Source organism: Escherichia sp. MAL-1, from assembly GCF_052948035.1.
The window spans coordinates 4729441-4750680 of the sequence record NZ_CM129609.1 but is presented as its reverse complement, the minus strand read 5'-3'; the positions used below and the strand labels follow the sequence as shown (position 1 = coordinate 4750680).

Annotated in this window: 18 protein-coding genes; 5 read left to right on the top strand and 13 right to left on the bottom strand. The window is 52.2% G+C overall.

Annotation, left to right across the window (positions count from 1 at the left end):
• Positions 1-175: 175 nt before the first annotated feature.
• Positions 176-418 (top strand): protein YiiF, encoded by a 243-nt coding sequence (gene yiiF / locus ACU8XX_RS23635; protein ID WP_072972312.1) that lies wholly within the window; start codon positions 176-178, stop codon positions 416-418.
• 329 nt (positions 419-747) lie between these two features.
• Here the strand turns inward: yiiF and fdhE are convergent, their stop codons facing one another.
• Genes fdhE through fdnG form a run of 4 tightly spaced genes read right to left on the bottom strand, consistent with a single transcriptional unit; the run spans position 748 to position 6271 of the window.
• Positions 748-1677 (bottom strand): formate dehydrogenase accessory protein FdhE, encoded by a 930-nt coding sequence (fdhE, locus tag ACU8XX_RS23630; protein WP_000027705.1) that lies wholly within the window; start codon positions 1675-1677, stop codon positions 748-750.
• Positions 1674-2309 (bottom strand): formate dehydrogenase cytochrome b556 subunit, encoded by a 636-nt coding sequence (fdoI, locus tag ACU8XX_RS23625; RefSeq protein ID WP_000829013.1) that lies wholly within the window; start codon positions 2307-2309, stop codon positions 1674-1676. Before fdoI ends, fdhE begins: the two co-directional genes overlap by 4 nt.
• Positions 2306-3208, bottom strand: a complete 903-nt coding sequence (gene fdoH, locus ACU8XX_RS23620) for a formate dehydrogenase O subunit beta (RefSeq protein ID WP_000331377.1) — start codon at positions 3206-3208, stop codon at positions 2306-2308. Before fdoH ends, fdoI begins: the two co-directional genes overlap by 4 nt.
• A gap of 12 nt (positions 3209-3220) precedes the next feature.
• Positions 3221-6271, bottom strand: a complete 3051-nt coding sequence (gene fdnG, locus ACU8XX_RS23615; RefSeq protein ID WP_010723259.1) for a formate dehydrogenase-N subunit alpha — start codon at positions 6269-6271, stop codon at positions 3221-3223.
• A 193-nt stretch (positions 6272-6464) separates the two neighbouring features.
• Between fdnG and fdhD the strand changes: the two genes are divergently transcribed.
• Positions 6465-7298 carry a formate dehydrogenase accessory sulfurtransferase FdhD gene (gene fdhD, locus ACU8XX_RS23610; protein WP_000753617.1) on the top strand — a complete coding sequence of 278 codons (834 nt, stop codon included), beginning with the start codon at positions 6465-6467 and terminating at the stop codon, positions 7296-7298.
• Positions 7299-7450: 152 nt separating this feature from the next.
• On the top strand, positions 7451-8506 hold the full coding sequence (locus ACU8XX_RS23605) for a YiiG family protein (RefSeq protein WP_001295677.1): 1056 nt from the start codon (positions 7451-7453) through the stop codon (positions 8504-8506).
• 49 nt (positions 8507-8555) lie between these two features.
• Here ACU8XX_RS23605 and ACU8XX_RS23600 read toward each other — a convergent pair whose 3' ends face one another.
• The 8 genes from ACU8XX_RS23600 to rhaB form a co-directional block, all read right to left on the bottom strand.
• A complete protein-coding gene (locus tag ACU8XX_RS23600; RefSeq protein WP_000931299.1) occupies positions 8556-10304 on the bottom strand; it encodes a putative frv operon regulatory protein in 1749 nt (582 codons plus the stop codon).
• On the bottom strand, positions 10304-11374 hold the full coding sequence (locus ACU8XX_RS23595; RefSeq protein ID WP_001019484.1) for an aminopeptidase: 1071 nt from the start codon (positions 11372-11374) through the stop codon (positions 10304-10306). Before ACU8XX_RS23595 ends, ACU8XX_RS23600 begins: the two co-directional genes overlap by 1 nt.
• Complete coding sequence (locus tag ACU8XX_RS23590; RefSeq protein WP_000446023.1) at positions 11364-12815, bottom strand: PTS fructose-like transporter subunit IIBC; 1452 nt, start codon at positions 12813-12815, stop codon at positions 11364-11366. The genes ACU8XX_RS23595 and ACU8XX_RS23590 overlap by 11 nt, the downstream gene beginning before the upstream one ends.
• A gap of 10 nt (positions 12816-12825) precedes the next feature.
• Positions 12826-13272 carry a PTS fructose transporter subunit IIA gene (locus ACU8XX_RS23585; protein WP_000729595.1) on the bottom strand — a complete coding sequence of 149 codons (447 nt, stop codon included), beginning with the start codon at positions 13270-13272 and terminating at the stop codon, positions 12826-12828.
• A gap of 300 nt (positions 13273-13572) precedes the next feature.
• Complete coding sequence (rhaM, locus tag ACU8XX_RS23580) at positions 13573-13887, bottom strand: L-rhamnose mutarotase (protein WP_000619493.1); 315 nt, start codon at positions 13885-13887, stop codon at positions 13573-13575.
• A gap of 9 nt (positions 13888-13896) precedes the next feature.
• The gene (gene rhaD, locus ACU8XX_RS23575; protein ID WP_001179745.1) at positions 13897-14721 is read right to left on the bottom strand and encodes a rhamnulose-1-phosphate aldolase; all 825 of its coding nucleotides are present in this window, start codon (positions 14719-14721) and stop codon (positions 13897-13899) included.
• A 450-nt stretch (positions 14722-15171) separates the two neighbouring features.
• Positions 15172-16431, bottom strand: a complete 1260-nt coding sequence (gene rhaA / locus ACU8XX_RS23570; protein WP_004019365.1) for an L-rhamnose isomerase — start codon at positions 16429-16431, stop codon at positions 15172-15174.
• A complete protein-coding gene (rhaB, locus tag ACU8XX_RS23565) occupies positions 16428-17897 on the bottom strand; it encodes a rhamnulokinase (protein ID WP_016241738.1) in 1470 nt (489 codons plus the stop codon). Before rhaB ends, rhaA begins: the two co-directional genes overlap by 4 nt.
• Positions 17898-18184: 287 nt before the next feature.
• On the opposite strand from rhaB, the gene rhaS reads away from it, so the two are divergent.
• Entirely contained in the window at positions 18185-19021 is an 837-nt protein-coding gene (gene rhaS / locus ACU8XX_RS23560; RefSeq protein ID WP_000217139.1) for an HTH-type transcriptional activator RhaS, read from the top strand.
• A 73-nt stretch (positions 19022-19094) separates the two neighbouring features.
• Entirely contained in the window at positions 19095-19943 is an 849-nt protein-coding gene (gene rhaR / locus ACU8XX_RS23555) for an HTH-type transcriptional activator RhaR (protein WP_001302243.1), read from the top strand.
• Here the strand turns inward: rhaR and rhaT are convergent.
• Complete coding sequence (gene rhaT, locus ACU8XX_RS23550; protein WP_000063517.1) at positions 19940-20974, bottom strand: L-rhamnose/proton symporter RhaT; 1035 nt, start codon at positions 20972-20974, stop codon at positions 19940-19942. The genes rhaR and rhaT overlap by 4 nt on opposite strands.
• Positions 20975-21240: the final 266 nt, after the last annotated feature.

Here is a 21240-nt window from a genome sequence, read left to right as displayed (position 1 = left end):
TTCTGGTATTAATACAAGGCTGTTTTACTTGAACTTATAATAACTGCAACTGTTACATCATATCTGGAAAACGCCTCGCAAAAATAAAAAATGATGCGTAAATGAGCTTTCTTTAAAGATTCGGCAAGGGTACTTTTCTCTCCATAGATTCAAAAATGATATTGGCGAGATATTTATGAACTCTCTGGCAGGTATAGATATGGACAGAATTTTACTCGATTTATCGAATGAGGTGATTAAGCAACTTGATGATCTCGAGGTGCAGCGTAATCTTCCTCGTGCGGACCTATTAAGGGAAGCGGTAGATCAATACCTGATAAATCAATCGCAAACAGCAAGAACCAGTGTTCCTGGCATCTGGCAAGGGTGTGAGGAAGATGGTGTCGAATATCAGCGTAAGCTGCGCGAGGAATGGTAATGGGAAAAAATGATGTCAATCAGATTGCTGACAACGTGCGCGTTGTTCATGCCGGATGCGGCGTGAACGCCTTATCCGGCCTACAAAGTCGTATAAATTCAATGTATTGCAGTTTATTGGTAGGCCTGATAAGCGCAGCGCATCAGGCAATCTTACGCTTGTCATCAGTCTCATGCCCATAACCTTATTGATGTGGTGGTGGGTAAATTGAGGCCAAACCGGCACTGGCGGCATAGCTTGAGGTGGTAACGCGGAATACGAGAGATGGTGTCGTCACACCCTATGAGCTGTAATCCGGGCGACCTGCGCCACCCGGAAAACGTCAGAGATTACTCTCCTTCACCCGGAAACAGGAACGGGTTGATGGAACTGCGGGCATAGCCTTCTTGCTCCATTCGTGCGTCCAGTACCAGAGAGGCGAGGTCATCTGCTACGGCTTCGATTTTTGGATCTTTTTCCTGATAGAGAATTTTCAGGTAAGTGCCGCAGTCATCGCAGCTTTCGGCTTTAATCGCGGCCTGTTCGTCATCCAGCGACCAGTAATGCAGTTTGCCGCTCTGCTCGCAGTTGCTGCATTTTACGCGCACTACGTGCCATTCAGTTTCACACAGGTTGCAGTGCAGGTAACGTAGCCCCTGAGTGGTGCCAATTTGCACCATGCTGGACACCGGCATAGAACCACAAACCGGGCAATATTGACGTTGCTCGCCGTATTCAGCGCGGGCTTTGCCGGGGATCAGATTGGCCATCTGCGCCCAGTAGAGCGACAGTGCAGCCCAGATAAACGGCGCTTTATCGCTGCTGACGGACGAGAAATCAGAGGCAAACAGCGCGCTGGCCATATCTTCCAGCTCCTGAGTCGATGCCTTCTCCAGATTCTCAATCACTGCCAGCGCCGGGCCGCTCATTTCAGGTTTCAGCTCAGCAATCAGCGCCATCAGCAGCTTTTGCCAGTGCTTATCACGCGGCAGAACGTGAATATCCAGCGGGGGCTTGCCTTGTGCGCTGGCTTCTTTAATGCGCGCAGTCAGATCCATCTCCAGCGGATGGTCGTACAGCACCACTTCCTGGGCGTGGGCGATAAGCGCAGCAAAGCGCAGGTAATCACCCAGAGGATTATTTTCTGCCAGCTCGCGCAGACGCTCGGCGCGGCGGTTGTATAAATTCTTGAGCCGAGGGAACAATAACGGCGGAATCATATCCGCCGTACGTTTCTCGCTTGAACCCAGCTCATCTTGCGGGATTATGCGAATACTCATTCAGCTTTCTTTTCCGTTGTCTTGCGGACCTCACGGTACCAGCGCGGGTGATGTTTCTTCGCCCAGGCGCTGGTAACCCATCCTTCCACCATGGCGGTAATCGTGCCTTTCACCCAAAGGGCGGCGTAGATATGCACCATGATAACCACAATTAACGCCACTGCGGCAAATGAATGCAGCATTAACGCGAATCGGATCACCGGGATTGAGAAAGCAGGCGCAAAATAAGGACGCCAGATAATCACGCCGCTCACCAGCAGCAGAACCAGGAAAATAATCGCCGCCCAGAAAACGCATTTCTGACCGAAGTTATAACGCCCGGTGTCACCTACTTCCTCGTTGACGACGATCTTACGAATATTCTTCGCCCAAAAGATATCATCCCGATTGATTAGGTTGTGATGCCAGTAACGGAAAAACATGATGATGAACGAGGCAAACATAACCACGCCGACAAACGGGTGCAGAATTCGCGCCAGCTGCGGTGTGCCCATGATTTGCATCAACCAGTTGAAGGACGGGAACAAAAAGCCCAGCCCGCTCACCGCCGCCAGGATGAAGCAGAAGGCGGTGATCCAGTGGTTGATACGTTCCGGCGCGGTGTAGCGCACGATGGTGTCACGTCGTTTCATTTGCGCTCCTCGTCTTTCTCTTCGTGCAGATTATTCTCTTCCTCATCCGCACGGTTCGGACCGACACCCACGTAGTGGAAGATACTGGCCGCAAAGGTAGCCGCAAAGCCAACAGCCGCGAGCGGTTTCCAGATGCCTTTCCAGAATTTCACGGTTTCGCTGATTTCCGGGTTCTCCGGCAAGCCATGATACAGATTTGGCTTGTCAGCATGGTGCAGCACGTACATGACGTGTGTACCACCGACGCCTGCCGGATCGTACAGACCCGCATTGTCGTAACCGCGGGTTTTCAGCTCAGCAACGCGCTCGCTCGCCAGCGTTTTCATCGACTCTTTCGTACCGAAGTGAATCGCGCCCGTTGGGCAGGTCTTCACGCAGGCTGGTTCTTGCCCAACCACCACGCGGTCAACGCACAGCGTACATTTGTAGACGCGGTTGTCTTCCGGGTTGAGGCGCGGAATGTCGAACGGACAGCCCGCAATGCAATAACCGCAGCCAATGCACTGCTCGGACTGGAAGTCGACGATACCGTTGGCATACTGAATAATTGCACCTTCCGCCGGGCACGCTTTCAGGCAGCCTGGATCGGAACAGTGCATACAGCCGTCTTTGCGGATCAGCCATTCCAGTTTGTCGTTCTGCTCCACTTCCGAGAAGCGCATTACCGTCCACGATTTGGCGCTTAAATCATTGGGGTTGTCGTACACCCCAATGTTATTGCCGACGGTATCGCGAATGTCGTTCCACTCTGAACACGCCACCTGACAGGCTTTACAGCCGATACAGGTGGTAACATCGATGAGTTTCGCCACTTCTTCCTGGAAGTCCCGCGCCTGAGGCGCGGGGGTCAGACCGTTAGTCGCGGAACGACGAATGATATCTTGAGATTGATAAGCCATATGTCGTCTCCGTTACACCTTTTCCACATTCACAAGGAAGGACTTAAACTCCGGCGTCTGCGTGTTCGCATCACCAACGAATGGCGTTAAAGTATTGGCAATAAAGCCTTTTTTAGCTACGCCTTCATAGCCCCAGTGAATCGGAATACCGATGGTATCGATATCTTTGCCGTTCGCTTTCAGCGTGCGAATACGTTTGGTCACCACCGCTTTGGCTTTGATATAGCCACGGTTGGAGGAGACTTTCACGGTATCGCCCTGGGCAATGCCAAGTTTATTCGCCAGCGACTCCCCGATTTCCACAAACTGCTCTGGCTGCAAAATCGCGTTCAACAGCGCGTGTTTGGTCCAGTAGTGGAAGTGCTCGGTCAGACGATAGGTGGTTCCGACATACGGGAACTTATCGGCTTTACCCAATGCTTCGGCGTCGTCTTTAAAGATACGTGCAGCCGGGTTCGAGATAACGTTTGGATGCAGCGGGTTAGTTCCCAGCGGCGTTTCAAACGGCTCGTAGTGTTCCGGGAACGGACCTTCCGCCATCTTATCGAGGGCAAACAGACGCCCCATGCCTTCCTGCTGCATGATAAACGGCCCGACGCCGCTACCCGGAGGCGCTGCGCTGTAGTCCGGAATATCCCAGCCGGTCCACTTAGTGCCGTCCCATTTCAGCAACTGACGCTTCGGATCCCACGGGTTACCCTGCGGATCTGCGGAGGCGCGGTTATACAGAATGCGGCGGTTAAGCGGCCATGCCCATGCCCAGCCCAGCGTGTTACCGAGGCCAGACGGATCGGCGTTATCACGGCGTGCCATCTGGTTGCCTTCCGGCGTCCAGCTACCGGCGAAAATCCAGCAGCCACAGGAGGTTGTACCGTCATCGCGCAATTGGGCGAACGAACTAAGTTGTTGGCCTTTCTTGACGATAACCGCACCGGTTGCCGGATCGGTAATATCGGCCAGCGCCTTACCGTTGCTCTCCATCGCTACTTCTTCTGAAGATGGCTCATGCGGAATGGCGTAGTTCCATGTCATGTTCAGCACCTGGTCCGGGTTCGCGCCACCCTGTTCGGCATACATCTTGCGCAAGCGCAGGAAGATACCGGAGAGGATCTCGCCGTCAGTCAGCGCAATCCCCGGGGCGTCCGCACCTTTCCAGTGCCACTGTAACCAGCGACCTGAGTTAACGATAGAACCGTTCTCTTCCGCGAAGCAGGTCGATGGCAGACGGAACACTTCGGTCTGGATCTTCGACGAGTCAACTTCGTTCAGCTCACCGTGGTTCTGCCAGAAGTTAGAGGTTTCAGTGTTCAGTGGGTCGATGGTGACGAGGAACTTCAGTTTCGACAGACAACCGATCACTTTGTTTTTGTTCGGGAATGAGGCAACAGGGTTAAAGCCCTGGCAGATATAGCCATTGACCTTGCCCTCTTTCATCATCTCGAAGTATTGCAGGACGTCGTAGCCTTTATCCCACTTCGGCAACCAGTCAAAGCCCCAGCTATTTTCCGCCGTCGCTTTATCACCAAAGAAGGCCTTCATCATAGAGACGAAGAATTTCGGGTAGTTGCCCCAGTAGTTTACCTGGCCTTCCAGCAGCGGTTTTGGCGTGTTGGCGGTAAGGTAGGTTTGCAGATCGGTCTGCTTCTCGCTTGGCAGCGTCATGTAACCTGGCAGGCTCTGCGACAGCAGCCCCAGGTCCGTCAGCCCCTGAATATTGGAGTGACCGCGCAGGGCGTTAACGCCGCCGCCTGCCATCCCCATATTGCCGAGCAGCAGCTGGATCATCGCCATCGTACGAATGTTTTGCGCACCAACGGAGTGTTGCGTCCAGCCGAGGGCATACAGGAACGAGGCAGTTTTATCGTGAGCACTGGTTTCTGCGATGTATTCGCAGACTTTCAGGAACGCGTCTTTTGGCGTACCACAGATGTTTTCAACCACATCTGGCGTGTAGCGGGAAACGTGCTGTTTCAGCAAGTTCCACACGCAGCGCGGATGTTGCAGCGTGGTATCGCGTTTGGCGAAGCCGTTTTCGTCCAGTTCATAAGTCCAGGAGGATTTATCGTACTTGCGTTTTTCCGCGTCGTAGCCGGTGAACAGGCCATCTTCAAAGCCGTAATCCTCACGCACGATCAGGCTGGCGTTGGTATAGGCTTCGGTGTATTCGCGGTTGAATTTTTCATTGTTCAGCAGGTACAGCAATACGCCTGACAGGAAAGCAATGTCAGTACCGGAACGAATAGGGGCATAGTAGTCAGCTACCGCCGCCGTACGCGTAAAGCGAGGATCGATCACAATCAGCTTCGCGCCGTTGTGAATTTTGGCTTCCATCGCCCAGCGGAACCCGACCGGGTGAGCTTCAGCGGCGTTACCGCCCATCACCACGACGAGGTTGGCGTTCTTGATGTCGACCCAGTGGTTGGTCATCGCACCGCGACCAAATGTTGGAGCAAGACTTGCTACCGTTGGTCCGTGTCAGACACGCGCCTGGTTGTCGACCGCGAGCATACCCAGCGCGCGGGAGAATTTTTGCGTTAAATAGCCGGTTTCGTTACTCGACGCGGAAGCACACAGCATCCCGGTGGAGAGCCAGCGGTTAACAGTCACGCCTTCGGCGTTTTGCGCAATGTAGTTAGCATCGCGGTCTTCTTTCATCAGTTTGGCGATGCGATCAAACGCCTCTTCCCAACTGATTTGCTGCCATTTATCAGAACCTGGCGCACGGTATTCCGGAAACTTCAGACGGCTTTCGGAGTGGATGAAATCCACCAGGCCAGCGCCTTTCGGACAAAGTGCACCGCGGTTGACCGGGTGATCCGGATCGCCTTCGATATGGAAGATAGATGCTTTGGCGTTTTTTGCTCCGTCACCGAGGCTGTACATCAACAGCCCACAGCCTACGGAACAATAGGTGCAGGTATTACGGGTTTCGCGGGTGCGCAGCAGTTTATACTGCCGGGTTTCCGCGAGTGCTACGCTGGGTGCAAAACCCAGTGCCGCTGCCGTGGTGCCTGCCATACCGCCAGCGCAGATCTTAAAGAACTGCCTTCTGCTGACCTGCATGGATTGCTCCTTGTTTCGACATTGTCACGTCCCATTTACATTCGCTTGCTGCGTGTGCAGGGAGTGGGAGTTATTTTTCTTTGCGGAAGGGGCCGCAAAGGTCCAGAATTGGCTCAATTTCCCTCCATCCAGGAAGGGTTTGTAACAGAATACCATAATGTTGGTGTGTGTGTTCTTATCTGGTTAAGAGAAAGTGAAAAAAACACAGCGAAAAGAAATCGAAAATGTGACAAATATCACAGGTGTTCGTCAAATTGAGTTATGGCGGCGTGATGATTTACAACACCCACGGTTAGATGAGGTCGCGGAAGAAGTTCCCGTTGCGCTGGTCTACAACGGCATTTCGCATGTGGTGATGATGGCGTCGCCCAAAGACCTTGAGTACTTTGCGCTCGGTTTTTCGCTTTCCGAGGGGATTATCGAAAGTCCGCGCGATATCTTCGGCATGGATGTCGTTCCTTCCTGTAATGGTCTTGAAGTACAAATTGAGCTTTCCAGCCGCCGCTTTATGGGGTTGAAGGAGCGCCGCCGGGCGCTGGCGGGACGTACGGGCTGTGGCGTATGCGGCGTGGAGCAACTTAATGACATCGGAAAACCGGTGCAGCCGCTACCGTTCACCCAGACGTTTGATCTCAACAAACTGGATGATGCATTACGTCATCTCAACGATTTTCAGCCAGTGGGGCAACTGACTGGTTGTACTCACGCCGCTGCCTGGATGTTGCCATCTGGCGAACTGGTCGGCGGGCATGAAGACGTGGGTCGCCATGTGGCGCTGGACAAACTGTTAGGCCGCCGGTCACAAGAAGGGGAAAGCTGGCAGCAAGGTGCGGTACTGGTTTCCAGTCGTGCCAGTTATGAAATGGTGCAAAAGTCGGCGATGTGCGGCGTAGAGATTTTGTTTGCGGTGTCTGCCGCGACCACGCTTGCTGTAGAAGTGGCTGAGCGCTGTAATCTGACACTGGTAGGTTTTTGTAAACCGGGTCGGGCAACGGTTTATACCCATCCGCAGCGTTTGAGCAATTAATTAAAATAAGTCCTGCGAAATATATTAAATTGCAGGACTTATTCATTTCGTGAATTTTATTATTTTATTTATAAACAAAATGCGTGTAGTGGCGTTTTCTTTTTTCATTTATTATGTTCACTCTCTTATCTATATATTTATAAGGCAATTAAATGAAAAGGAATTTATTATCTTCCGCTATTATAGTCGCCATCATGTCCCTCGGTCTGACGGGTTGTGATGATAAAAAAGCCGAAACAGAAACGCTCCCGCCTGCCAATAGTCAACCTGCCGCACCAGCTCCTGAAGCGAAACCTACTGAAGCTCCCGTTGCAAAAGCAGAAGCTAAACCTGAAACACCTGCGCAACCGGTGGTCGATGAACAAGCGGTTTTCGACGAAAAAATGGATGTCTATATCAAGTGCTACAACAAGTTACAGATCCCGGTACAGCGCAGTCTGGCGCGTTATGCTGACTGGCTGAAAGATTTTAAACAGGGGCCTACCGGTGAAGAGCGTACTGTTTATGGCATCTACGGCATTAGTGAATCCAACCTCGCTGAGTGTGAAAAAGGCGTAAAAAGTGCTGTGGCGTTAACGCCTGCGCTGCAACCAATTGATGGCGTGGCGGTGAGTTATATCGATGCTGCCGTGGCGTTGGGTAATACCATTAACGAAATGGATAAATATTACACCCAGGAAAATTATAAAGACGATGCGTTTGCGAAAGGGAAAACGCTGCACCAGACATTCTTAAAAAATCTGGAAGCCTTTGAACCTGTAGCCGAATCTTATCATGCGGCGATTCAGGAAATTAATGATAAGCGTCAGCTTGCGGAACTGAAAAATATTGAAGAAAGAGAAGGGAAAACATTCCACTACTACTCTCTGGCAGTCATGATTTCAGCGAAACAAATTAATAACCTGATATCGCAAGATAAGTTTGATGCAGAAGCGGCAATGAAGAAAGTGTCTGAACTGGAAACGCTAGTGGCGCAGGCCAAAGAAGCGGATAAAGGCGGCATGAATTTCTCGTTTATTAATTCGGCAGGCCAGTATCAACTCGAGGCTAAAAAATACGTTCGCCGCATCAGAGATAAAGTCCCGTACTCTGACTGGGATAAAGAGCAACTTCAGGACGCAAACTCAAGCTGGATGGTCGAAGACTCTTTCCCGAGAGCATTACGCGAGTACAACGAAATGGTTGATGACTATAATAGCCTGCGTTAAACGTTTTTGATGATAAATGCAGTGTCGGATGCGGCGCATCCGACACAGTTCACCCCTTGTGAAGTAACTCCATAAATGCCTCATATCCTGTTAACCCGGCAATAATCTCCGCCGGATGCTGACACAATATGCTTGCCAGATAGCTAAATATTTTTAGCTCATGACGCGCATCGGCGGCGGCGCAGGCGATCAAGACATGGTTAATGACTTCGTTATTCACCTCAACTGGTTGGGCGAGGGTAATAAAAAATCCACGAAAACGTCGCTCCTGTTCGCTCCAGCAATGTGGGATGGCGAGGCGATTAACAATCAGGTTTTCACCTTCGCCTTCGCGGGCGATGATGCGTTGTGCTTCATCGGCGGTAATATGGTGTTGTGCGACTAATTGCGCACAAATTTGCCGGGTAATATGTTGCCAGCTTTCACCGCGTACATTCGAATAATGAAAACTTCCGGGGGCAGAGAAAAAACGCTCCGGCTGTTGGCGAATAAATGCCGTCGCCAGAAAATGTTTTATTTGTTCGATACCGGCAGCCGTAATGATATTTTTTACGGTGATGTAATTATTTACCGCGTCATCCAGTAAATAATGGCTGTTGTTAATGATCAATAACGGCTCAATCTCTTCGCGAATGGCAACAAGTTCGCTTAAGCTACGGGCAATAATTACCCGACAATTTAAAACATCGCGCTCAATGGCGAGCTGATTAATAGTGGCAATCGCGTTCTGGTCCGAGAGCAAAATGATCGGCTGGCGTTCGTTTTGATGCCGCTCCAGCGCACAGGCAAAATACAAACCGATCAGATCGCTGTCGAAAAGGGGAATATCGAGCTGTTCACGCAGTAGCGTAATAAAGTGCAGACTCATATCAAAGGCCGCAGGCCAGGCGGCTTTCAGGTTATTCATGCTGCTCTGGCGGTGCTCAGCAATCCACACTGGTGCGGCAAGGCAACGTAATAAATGCCCGGTAATATTCTCAACCAGCTGCGCATCAATAATATTCAATGACGCGATGCCCGGCACCCTTTGCAGCAACCCCTGCACATTATCGGCTGAAATTACCTGCGCTTGCTGATGCTGTTTCTCTATCAAACCCGTCAGGGTTCTTACAGCGTTATCACCAAGAAACAGACCGCTATGTTCAACGATTTGTTTTATCTCGTCACCGGGATATTGCGGCCACTCATCGGTCAGTTGATTACGCAGGGCGTAAATCGCCAGAATCAGGCTGGAGAGATAATCACCCTGCATGAGCGGCCAGCGGTGTTGGTTGTCGCAGGCCGTGGATAAATGCTGAAGGTTGTCTCGTGTTATGCCCGCCAGCGGAATTAAAAACGGATCTTTGCGCAGCAAGTTCGCCAGCAAGATAACGCGTTTCTCTTCTGTCTCATCAATGAAATGGCCCAAACCAGGGCGGCTGGCCAGGCAACAAGTGCGTTCATAACGCTGTTTTAACCGGGGCAGACGCTCTGCTACCCACGTTTCTGGCAAATTAAGCGCCGAGGCGAGTTGCGCACGGGGAGTGAAAGTATTCAGTAATAACAGCGCCAGCAGCCGATCGTCGTTATCGTGCTTTTGCAGCAACTGAAAAAAGCTGCGGCGCTCGAAGATTTCCAGCTGATAGCCCGCACTGCCACTGGCGAAAATGCGGGCTTTGCCGTTAAGGGTGAAGTTGAGATAGTCAATATCACGCAGGATGGTCCTGCCTGAAACGCCAGTCTGTTGTGCCAGCTCGCCAGGCGTGCGCGGCTGTTGCTCCAGCAGATCGACAATCTTTAACTGGCGTTCGTTTAGCATTAATCCACCTGACGGAACTGGCTAAACGCGTTGACTTTCTCCGCAGTTAAGGTCGTCAGAAAACCCCGTATCAGCGTGAGCAGAGCTTCGTAATCGGCTTTTGAAATCATACCGCTGTTGGCGTGCAGATAACGAGTTGGCAGACACAGCGCGACAACCGGACGCCCGCCGCCCATCACGTTGTAGCGCCCGCCATCCGTCGCACCGGTTTTCATGGTGGAAAATTGCAGCGGTAAATCGTTATGTGCGGCACAGCTTTTTAACGCTGCTACCAGTTTCTGGTTGGGGAAGTAGCGCTTGTCAAACAGCATCAGCCCCGGCCCCTGGCCCAGTTTCAGCGGGTATTTAATGTTATCAATGCCCGGAACATCGCCCGCTACGGCGGTATCCAACACGATCACGACGTCCGGTTTAATGTGTTCCGCCGAGGTTTGCGCCCCGCGTAGCCCAACTTCTTCTTCCACACTGCCAACGCCATACAGCGTAATTTCGGGATTATTCACCGTCTGCAATAGTTCAGCCATCATTGCGCAGCCGATGCGGTTATCCAACGCCTTGCCGACCACTTTATCTTCGCCCCAGCAGGCAAAATTGGCTTCCGGGCTAATAAAATTACCAATTTCCACGCCGCGCTTTTCCACCTCTTCGCGACTGTTCGCGCCAATATCAATGAACATCTCATCAAATGACAGCGGTTGTTGCTTTTGCTTTTCCGTTAACGCATGAGGCGCGACGGAACCAATCACACCAGGGATTTTCACTCCCTTGTGTGTGCGTATGGTTACCCGGTGGTTGAGCATCGACTGATTCCACCAGCCGCCAATGGTGGTAAAACGCAGAAAACCGCTCTCGTCGATGTGGGTGACCATAAAGCCGACTTCATCCATATGTCCGACAACGGCAACTTTTGGACCTTTATTCCCCTTACGGGCAACAAAGCTGCCCAGACCATCGAAGGTGATTTCATTCACGCAAGGTTCCAGCGTGTTTATCAGAATGTCGCGAACTTCCTGTTCATCGCCGCTGACGGCGCTGGCTTCGCACAACTGTTGCAGTAACTCAATGTTCATGGACAAGCTCCTGTTGCGCGGCTTTCGCTTTGCGGCGTAACCACAATCCTTTCAGGACGATAATGAATGAAATGTTCAGCGCGAGGCCAATCGCCAGCACCAGATAAAACGAACCCACCGGCGACATCAGGCCGATCAGCGGGTCAAAGATACCCAAACCAGGTGCCAGACGTTTGATTCCGAAAGCGATCACCAGCACGCCGGTAATGCCGCCCGCCAGCGTATTGGCGGTAATCATCGGCAACGGAGCTGCCAGAGCGTAAGGAATAGCCGGTTCGGTTGCGACTGTGGCACCGACCACAATGGCACTACTGGCAGCCTCTTTTTCCTGTCGGGTAAACAGTTTGGGCGCAATGAACGTCGCAAGACCCGCCGCGACGGGCGGCATCAGCGCGACAACGCCGACGATGGCGTACCAGTCATAAATGTGTTTTTCCAGCAGTGAGAAGCAGAAGAACCAGGCGGTTTTATTGATGGGGCCGCCCATATCGAACGCCAGCATCGCACCGACCAGAAACGCTGCCGCAAACTTCATTGATGGAGGAATGGTATTCAGGAAGTGGAGCAGCCCGCCCATGAGGTCGGACATCACCGGCCCGATAACGTAGTAAGTGAGCACGCCGAAAACCAGCAGAGTAACGAACGGGATCAGCATTGAACCGAGCAGCGGTTGTAATGCTTTGCCAAGGCGCACTTTGCGGAACCAGAAGACGAAATAGCCAATCGCCAGCCCCAGCACCACCGCGCCGAGGAATCCCGCACCCGACTGGGTGCCGAGCAGCGCTTTGTCGTTCGCCAGATAGCAAACCAGAAACGCCGGAGCGAAAGCCGGTTTATCGGCAATCGACGAGGCAATATAAGCGCCCATGATGGGGATCATAAAGGTGAAGCCAAGGTAACCGATGGATTCAACTACCCAGGTAAACGACGGCGCGCCTTTCGACATATCGGTATACGGCAAACCGAACTGCACCAGCATGTTGGCAAGCGCCACCAGGATACCACCGCCGATGACAAACGGCAGCGCCGCAGAGACGCCCGCCATCAGGTGGCTCATCACGCTACCGCTTTGCACTTCCTGTTTGCCAAGCTTCACGCCGCTATCTGCGGCAAAAAGCTGCGAGTTTGTCGGTAATTCGCTGAAAATCTGGTCGATATTTTTCAACGCCTGGGAGATGGCAATCTCATAAACTTTCTTCCCGGCAAACCGCGCGCGATCATCACCGCTCAGGCCACGCCCGGTAGCGAGAATGACGTAATCGGCAGCGGCAATCTCTTCGCTGGATAAGCGGTTTTCAACGCCACTGGACCCTTGAGTTTCCACTTTTATGGTATGACCGAGAGAACGGGCTTTCTGTTCCAGGGCTTCCGCCACCATGTAGGTGTGAGCGATCCCGGCGGGGCAGTTGGTGATCGCGACAATACGTAAGGATGACTCCATCGCCACTTCCTTATGAGCTGAGGGTTTGATTTAACAAGGCAAGCACCTGGTCGGTATCGCCCTGTTGCAGTTGATGAATAAATTCCTTGTGAATAATTTTGCGACACAGTGTGCCGATGATTTTGACCTGATCCTCTTCGCCGCTTTGCGGCACGCCGAGGCAGATCCAGCAATTGACGTCTTCGCCATCGCTGGCTTTCCAGTCAATAGCCTGCGCTTTGCGGGCGAATAATACGAACGGTTGTTTAACGCAGGCGCTTTTACCGTGCGGCACGGCGACACCGGAACCAAATCCAGTAGAGTGCATTTTTTCGCGCAGCAGCAGGGTTTGCAGGAACTGGTGTGAGTCGGTGATAAAACCGTTTTGTAACGCTATTGTCGCCAACTGCTTCAGAACGGAATAAGCGCCATTGCCCTGAATATTCAGGTCAATACAGCTTGCAGTAAGAGCTGCCATTAATCGGACTCCATAAAATATATTTTAATCAATTGTAATGGTGGAGCGATTAAGTGATGAGAGGCGATATGTCGGTAAACAATGACAATTTGAGACAGAGTGAAAGGTCAGATTTGCGGAGTAATGCACATAATGGTTATTTAAATAAACCACATGAATCATTAATGGGTTATTCATTATTTTTGTGATTTACTCACAATGTATCAGGGAAATATAACTTACCGGGAGATGTAATATGTTTAATTTTTCAAATCGAAATTTAAAATATTGTGCCGGAGGCATCTCTGGCACATTGGGCAATTACGGCAGGTAAAACACTTCTTGCAGCTCGCTACTCACCGGGCTGTTATCCGGGTTAGCGGGCATAACATCGGTCATATATTTCCACCAACGTTGGCAAACATCAGTGCTGGCAACCGCATTCCAGCGTTCTTCAGATTCAATCTCTACCATGGCAAACAGCAGATTACGCGCTTTGTCGAGATAGATGGCGTAGTTATGCGCACCGTGAGATTTCAGCACTGCTTCCAGTTCTGGCCAGATGGGATTATGCCGACGCTGATACTCTTCGTGGGCGTCGGGGTTTACCTGCATGACAAAGGCTTTGCGGATCATGTTTGCTCCTTACAGCGCCAGCGCACTGGCGAGTGGCGTAACGCCGAAACGCTTGCCGAGCGCTATCAACTCTTCACGGCTGATGGTCTGTTTCATGCCGCCCATCGAATAAACCTTCACTAATACTTGTGCTGATTTTTCTGCGGTGTCGATTAAACCGAAGGTTTCATCCAGCGTCGGTCCGCTGCCGAAGACGCCGTGGAAGGGCCACAACACCAGCGAATGTTTTTGCATCTCTTGTGCGGTCGCCTGGCCGATTTCGTCCGTGCCGGGCACCATCCACGGCAAAATGCCAACGCCATCCGGGAATACCACCAGACACTCGGTGCTGCCTTCCCACAGTTGGCGAGTGAAGACCGCGGTGTCGTTTTCAAGTACATAGGTGAGGGCGATCAGGTTGGTGGCGTGGCAGTGCATGATCACCCGATCTTTGCCGTTGGTGGCTTTAATGCGCTCGCAGTGGGAAAGGAAGTGAGCCGGAAGTTCGGAAGTGGGGACGGCTTCGTTGGTTAACCCCCAAAGAATGTGGTAGCCCGCGCCGTCGCTGTCGACTTTTACGATGCCTAAGTTAGCCGCAGGATCAAGCTGGACGTTACGGAAGAATTTGCCCGAGCCGGTGACAATAAACGGTGTATTTGCCAGTAAAGGCATGGGCTGGCTGAGCGGGATATAGCGCGGTTGTTGGTGGAAATTGTCGTGATATGGTGCGATATCGGCGTCATCCAGGCGTAGCGTCAGGTTGCCGCCGTTGCGCTCATCCCAGCCTTTCAGCCAGGCGTCGGTGGTGGCTTTGATCATTCCCTGGACAAACCAGGACTGAGTAATGTTTTGCATGTTCTGTGTTCCTGTAAATTCGGTGTTGTCGGATGCACGACCCGTAGGCCGGATAAGGCGCTCGCGCCGCATCCGGCAATCAATGCCTGATGCGACGCTGTCGCGTCTTATCAGGCCTACAACTATTGCCGACCTGTAGGCCTGATAAGGCACTTGTGCCGCATCCGGCAATCAATGCCTGATGCGACGCTGTCGCGTCTTATCAGGCCTACAACTGTTGCCGACCTGTAGGCCGGATAAGGCACTTGTGCCGCATCCGGCAATCAATGCCTGATGCGACGCTGTCGCGTCTTATCAGGCCTACAACTATTGCCGACCTGTAGGCCGGATAAGGCACTTGTGCCGCATCCGGCAATCAATGCCTGATGCGACGCTGTCGCGTCTTATCAGGCCTACAACTGTTGCCGACCCGTAGGCCGGATAAGGCGCTCGCGCCGCATCCGGCAGTGTTTACCCGCGGCGACTCAAAATTTCTTTCTCATAAGCCCGCACGCTCTCCAGCCATTCGCTACCTGCTGGCGTATCGTGACGTTGGCAATACATTTCCCAGACCGCCTGCCACGGCAACGATTTCTGCTCTTCCAGCAGTGCCAGACGCGCAGTGTAATCGCCCGCCGCTTCCAGCTTGCGCAGCTCAGCGGTAGGTTCCAGCAACGCACGCAGCAGGGCTTTTTTCATATTGCGTGTACCAATGACCCACGCGGCAATGCGGTTGATAGAGGCATCGAAGAAGTCAAGGCCGATATGCACCCGGTCAAACAGATCGTGACGCACAATCTCACTGGCAATTGCCTGGGTTTCATCATCCAGCAGCACTACGTGATCGCTGTCCCAGCGAACCGGACGGCTGACGTGCAGCAGCAACTGCGGCACATACAGCATGGCGGCGGAAATCTTGTCGGAAATCACTTCAGTCGGGTGGAAGTGCCCGGCGTCCAGGCACAGCGCAGTCTGGCGGCTGGAGGCATACCCCATGTAAAACTCATTGGAGCCAACCGTGTAGCTCTCTGCGCCAATGCCAAACAATTTGCTCTCAACGGCGTCGATATGGTGCGCAGGGTTTAGCTTCTCGCTGATCACCTCATCCAGTGCTGCCAGCAGACGCTGACGCGGGGCGAGACGGTCAACGGTGATATCTTTCATACCATCCGGGATCCAGATGTTCATCACCGATGGTGTGCCGAGTTGCTCGCCAAAATAGGCCGAAACGCGACGGCTGGCTTTGCAGTGATCAATCCAGAACTGGCGAATGCTGTCGTCGGCATGGGAAAGCGTAAAGCCATCGGCGCTTAGCGGATGCGAAAAACAGGAGGGGTTAAAATCCAGACCGAGCTGATTGGCTTTCGCCCATTCAACCCAGTTTTTGAAGTGCTCTGGTTTGATCTGGTCGCGCGAGACTGGCGTGTCTGATTCCAGATAGATGGCATGTAAATTAAGCCGTTTCGGCCCCGGAATCAGCCGCATAGCCTGTTCCAGATCGGCACGTAGCTCACTGGCATTACGCGCTTTGCCCGGATAATTGCCTGTGGCCTGAATCCCTCCGGTCAGCGAGCCTTCCGGGTTTTCAAAACCGGAAACATCATCGCCCTGCCAGCAGTGCATTGAAACGGGTAAACGATCAAGTTGGCGCAGCGCCTCCTCGACATCAATCCCCACCGCTGCGAAACGCTGTTTCGCCAGCTCCCAGGCCTGTTCCAGTTGAGTGGTCATGCGCAAAGCTCCTTTGTCTGTCGTGTAGAGTGAAGCTGCGCCACATAGTGGGCAATTTCACTGTCAGGATTAGGGGTAAAGGTGGTCAGATTCGCGGTGGTGCTGACGACCTGACGGAAATCATCCACATTGTTGAGTTCATCCAGCGTCATTAACTGGATGCCGATATTGCCGAGCGTCGAGGCTTCAACAGGCCCGGCGATCACCCGAATACCGCAGGCATCGGCACACAGCTGGTTGAGCAGCGTGTTCTGGCAGCCGCCGCCGACAATATGCAGTTGCGAGAAATCTTCACCACGCAGCTGCGCCAGCTCATGCAACACATCGGCATACAGCAGCGCCAGACTGTCGAAAATGCAGCGCGCCAGTTCAGCATCACTTTCCGGGATCGGTTGCGCCATTTCCCGACACGCAACCTGAATTTCGCTGCACATCTCGTCAGGATTAATAAAGCGATCGTCATTGGGATTGATGATGAAGCGGCAGGCCGGAAGTGCCTGTGTCGCGGCGATAAGCGCCGGGAGATCGTTGATTTGCCGCTCCTGAAGCACTCGCTGAAGCAGCCATAAGCCCATAATATTTTTCAGCACCCGATAGCGACCTTCCGCCCCGCCTTCATTGGTGATGTTGGTGGCCAGCGCCGTGTCATTGGTAAATGGCGTTTTGCTTTCAAAACCCATCAATGACCAGGTGCCAGAGGAGAGATAAGCGGCGCGGGAACCGTTTAACGGCGAGGCGATAACCGCGCTGGCGGTATCATGGCTGGCAACGGCGACCACCGGAATCTCATTACCCTGCGGGCAAATCCAGTGACCTATGACATTACCCGGATGCGTCGGGCGACCAAACCAGGCTTTGTTGGCCCCGCTCCACGCCAGTAGCGACTCGTCCCAGTCGTCGCTATTGATATTGACCAGTTGCGTGGTCGTGGCGTTGGTATATTCCCAGTTCATCTTGCCGGTCAGGCGATAACTGAAGTAATCCGGCATCAGCAGAGCGTGAGCAATGTGTGGAATAAGTTCAGGTTGTTGCTCCGTCAGCGCACGCAACTGATAAAGCGTATTGAAGGGCAGAAACTGGATGCCGCTACGTTGATAAATATCGCGTTTGCCGAGTTGTTGTTGTGCCTGCGCCATTAGGCCATTGGTGCGGCTATCGCGATAAGCAACGGGCAGGCCCACACGCTGACCCTGTTGGTCGAGCAGCACAAAGTCCACGCCCCAGGTATCAATCCCAATGCTATCGATACGAATCCCTTCCTCGCACACCTTGTTTAATCCAAGGCGAATGGCACTTTCCAGGCTATCCACATCCCAGGTGACATAGCCGTTCTGACTATGCAGCCCATTGTTAAAACGATGGATTTCGCGCAGCGTCAGGCTGCGGCATTCACGCTCGTAACGCGCCAGCATCACGCGCCCACTGGATGCGCCGAGATCGACGGCGACACAATTGCGAAAGGTCATAATGTGATCCTGCTGAATTTCATTACGACCAGTCTAAAAAGCGCCTGAATTCGCGACCTTCTCGTTACTGACAGGAAAATGGGCCATTGGCAACCAGGGAAAGATGAACGTGATGATGTTCACAATTTGCTGAATTGTGGTGATGTGATGCTCACCGCATTTCCTGAAAATTCACGCTGTATCTTGAAAAATCGACGTTTTTTACGTGGTTTTCCGTCGAAAATTTAAGGTAAGAACCTGACCTCGTGATTACTATTTCGCCGTGTTGACGACATCAGGAGGCCAGTATGACCGTATTACATAGTGTGGATTTTTTTCCGTCTGGTAACGCGTCCGTGGCGATAGAACCCCGGCTCCCGCAGGCGGATTTTCCTGAACATCATCATGATTTTCATGAAATTGTGATTGTCGAACATGGCACGGGTATTCATGTGTTTAATGGGCAGCCCTATACCATCACCGGTGGCACGGTCTGTTTTGTGCGCGACCATGATCGGCATCTGTATGAACATACCGATAATCTGTGTCTGACTAATGTGCTGTATCGCTCGCCGGATCGATTTCAGTTTCTCGCCGGGCTGAATCAGTTGCTGCCACAAGAGCTGGATGGGCAGTATCCTTCCCACTGGCGCGTTAACCACAGCGTATTGCAGCAGGTGCGACAGCTGGTTGCACAGATGGAACAGCAGGAAGGGGAAAATGATTTACCCTCGACCGCCAGTCGCGAGATCTTGTTTATGCAATTACTGCTCTTGCTGCGTAAAAGCAGTTTGCAGGAGAACCTGGAAAACAGCGCATCACGTCTCAACTTGCTTCTGGCCTGGCTGGAGGACCATTTTGCCGATGAGGTGAATTGGGATGCCGTGGCGGAGCAATTTTCTCTTTCGCTGCGTACGCTACATCGGCAGCTTAAGCAGCAAACGGGACTGACGCCTCAGCGTTACCTGAACCGCCTGCGACTGATGAAAGCCCGACATCTACTACGCCACAGCGAGGCCAGCGTTACTGATATCGCCTATCGCTGTGGATTCAGCGACAGCAACCACTTTTCGACGCTTTTTCGCCGAGAGTTTAACTGGTCACCGCGTGATATTCGTCAGGGACGGGATGGTTTTCTGCAATAACGCGAATCTTCTCAACGTATTTGTACGCCATATTGCGAATAATCAACTTCGTTCTCTGGCCGAGGTAGCCACGGTGGCGCATCAGTTAAAACTTCTCAAAGATGATTTTTTTGCCAGCGACCAGCAGGCAGTCGCTGTGGCTGACCGTTATCCGCAAGATGTCTTTGCTGAACATACACATGATTTTTGTGAGCTGGTGATTGTCTGGCGCGGTAATGGTCTGCATGTACTCAACGATCGCCCTTATCGCATTACCCGTGGCGATCTCTTTTACATTCATGCTGACGATAAACACTCCTACGCTTCCGTTAACGATCTGGTTTTGCAGAATATTATTTATTGCCCGGAGCGGCTGAAGCTGAATCTTGACTGGCAGGGGGCGATTCCGGGATTTAGCGCCAGCGCAGGGCAACCACACTGGCGCTTAGGTAGCATGGGGATGGCACAGGCGCGGCAGGTTATCGGTCAGCTTGAGCATGAAAGTAGTCAGCATGTGCCGTTTGCTAACGAAATGGCAGAGTTGCTGTTCGGGCAGTTGGTGATGTTGCTGAATCGCCATCGTTACACCAGTGATTCGTTGCCGCCAACATCCAGCGAAACGTTGCTGGATAAGCTGATTACCCGGCTGGCGGCCAGCCTGAAAAGTCCCTTTGCGCTGGATAAATTTTGTGATGAGGCATCGTGCAGTGAGCGCGTTTTGCGTCAGCAATTTCGCCAGCAGACTGGAATGACCATCAATCAATATCTGCGACAGGTCAGAGTGTGTCATGCGCAATATCTTCTCCAGCATAGCCGCCTGTTAATCAGTGATATTTCGACCGAATGTGGCTTTGAAGATAGTAACTATTTTTCGGTGGTGTTTACCCGGGAAACCGGGATGACGCCCAGCCAGTGGCGTCATCTCAATTCGCAGAAAGATTAATTCGCCATGCCGATGCCGACGATGTTAGCGGCGACAATAATCACCACACAACCGAGGCTCAACACCGTTACCGGACGGCGTCCTGCATTGTTCCACTCTTTCAGCACCAGCCCGACGATACCGCCGCACAATACATAGAAACTCATATGCAGCATCCAACTGATGTAGTCATACTGCGCCGGAATGCGGGCGTGGCCCCAGGCATAGAAAAAGAATTGCAGATACCACATCAACCCGCCCAGTGTCGAGAGTAACACATTGTGAATGATCAGCGATTTTGCCAGCGAGAAGTCGGCTTTTAGCGACAAATCCTTCACTTTTGCCAGACGAATAAAACAGAAACCGAGGTTAATGATCGCGCCGCCGCCCATGATGACAACATAGCTTGGCAGAGCGACATACAGTGGATCGACGCCAAGTGCGGCAGCGGCTTCATGCATCGGTTTTGCGGCGTTCATCGCAAAGGACATCCCGGCAGAGAAAATGCCGCACATCACCGCCAGCACCAGCCCTTTTTTCAGATTGAACTCTTCGGCTTTAATGCCCATCTTGCGCTCTTTCAACTGCCCGGCGCGAGTTACAATCCCTACGCCAATCAGCGCCACCAGAACGCCGAGCAACGTCATGCGTCCGCCTTCGGTGCTAATCAACACATCGAAATTGCCGTTGATAATTGGCGTCATCAGCGTACCGACAATCAACGTAATGCCAATGGCGATGCCAATTCCCATCGACATGCCGAGATAACGCATGGTCAGGCCGTAGTTGATATTACCGATCCCCCACATAGCGCCGAACAGAAAAACAGGCAGTAGCGTAGAGAGACTAAACGAGCTGTAATACGCCCAGAAATTCGGTAGTAACAGGGCGCTGATGGCCCACGGCAGAATAATCCACGAAACAATCCCACCGACTGACCACATGGTTTCCCATGACCATTTTTTTACTTTTTTGAACGGAGCGTAAAAACAGGCTGCACTGGCCGCGCCGATCAAATGCCAAAATATCCCCATCGTAATCGCGTTACTCATCTTCTTATCCTCATCATTTTTCGTCGCGTCACATCTCCGACGAGATGAGTGTAAAAATCGTGCTGTCGATTAACCTTTCGCCTGTTGCCGCCGTTGTCGATTTACTGGCAATCACGGCATTAAGTGGGTGATTTGCTTCACATCTCGGGCATTTTCCTGCAAAACCATACCCTTACGAAAAGTACGGCATTGATAATCATTTTCAATATCATTTAATTAACTATAATGAACTAACTGCTTACGCGGCATTAACAATCGGCCGCCCG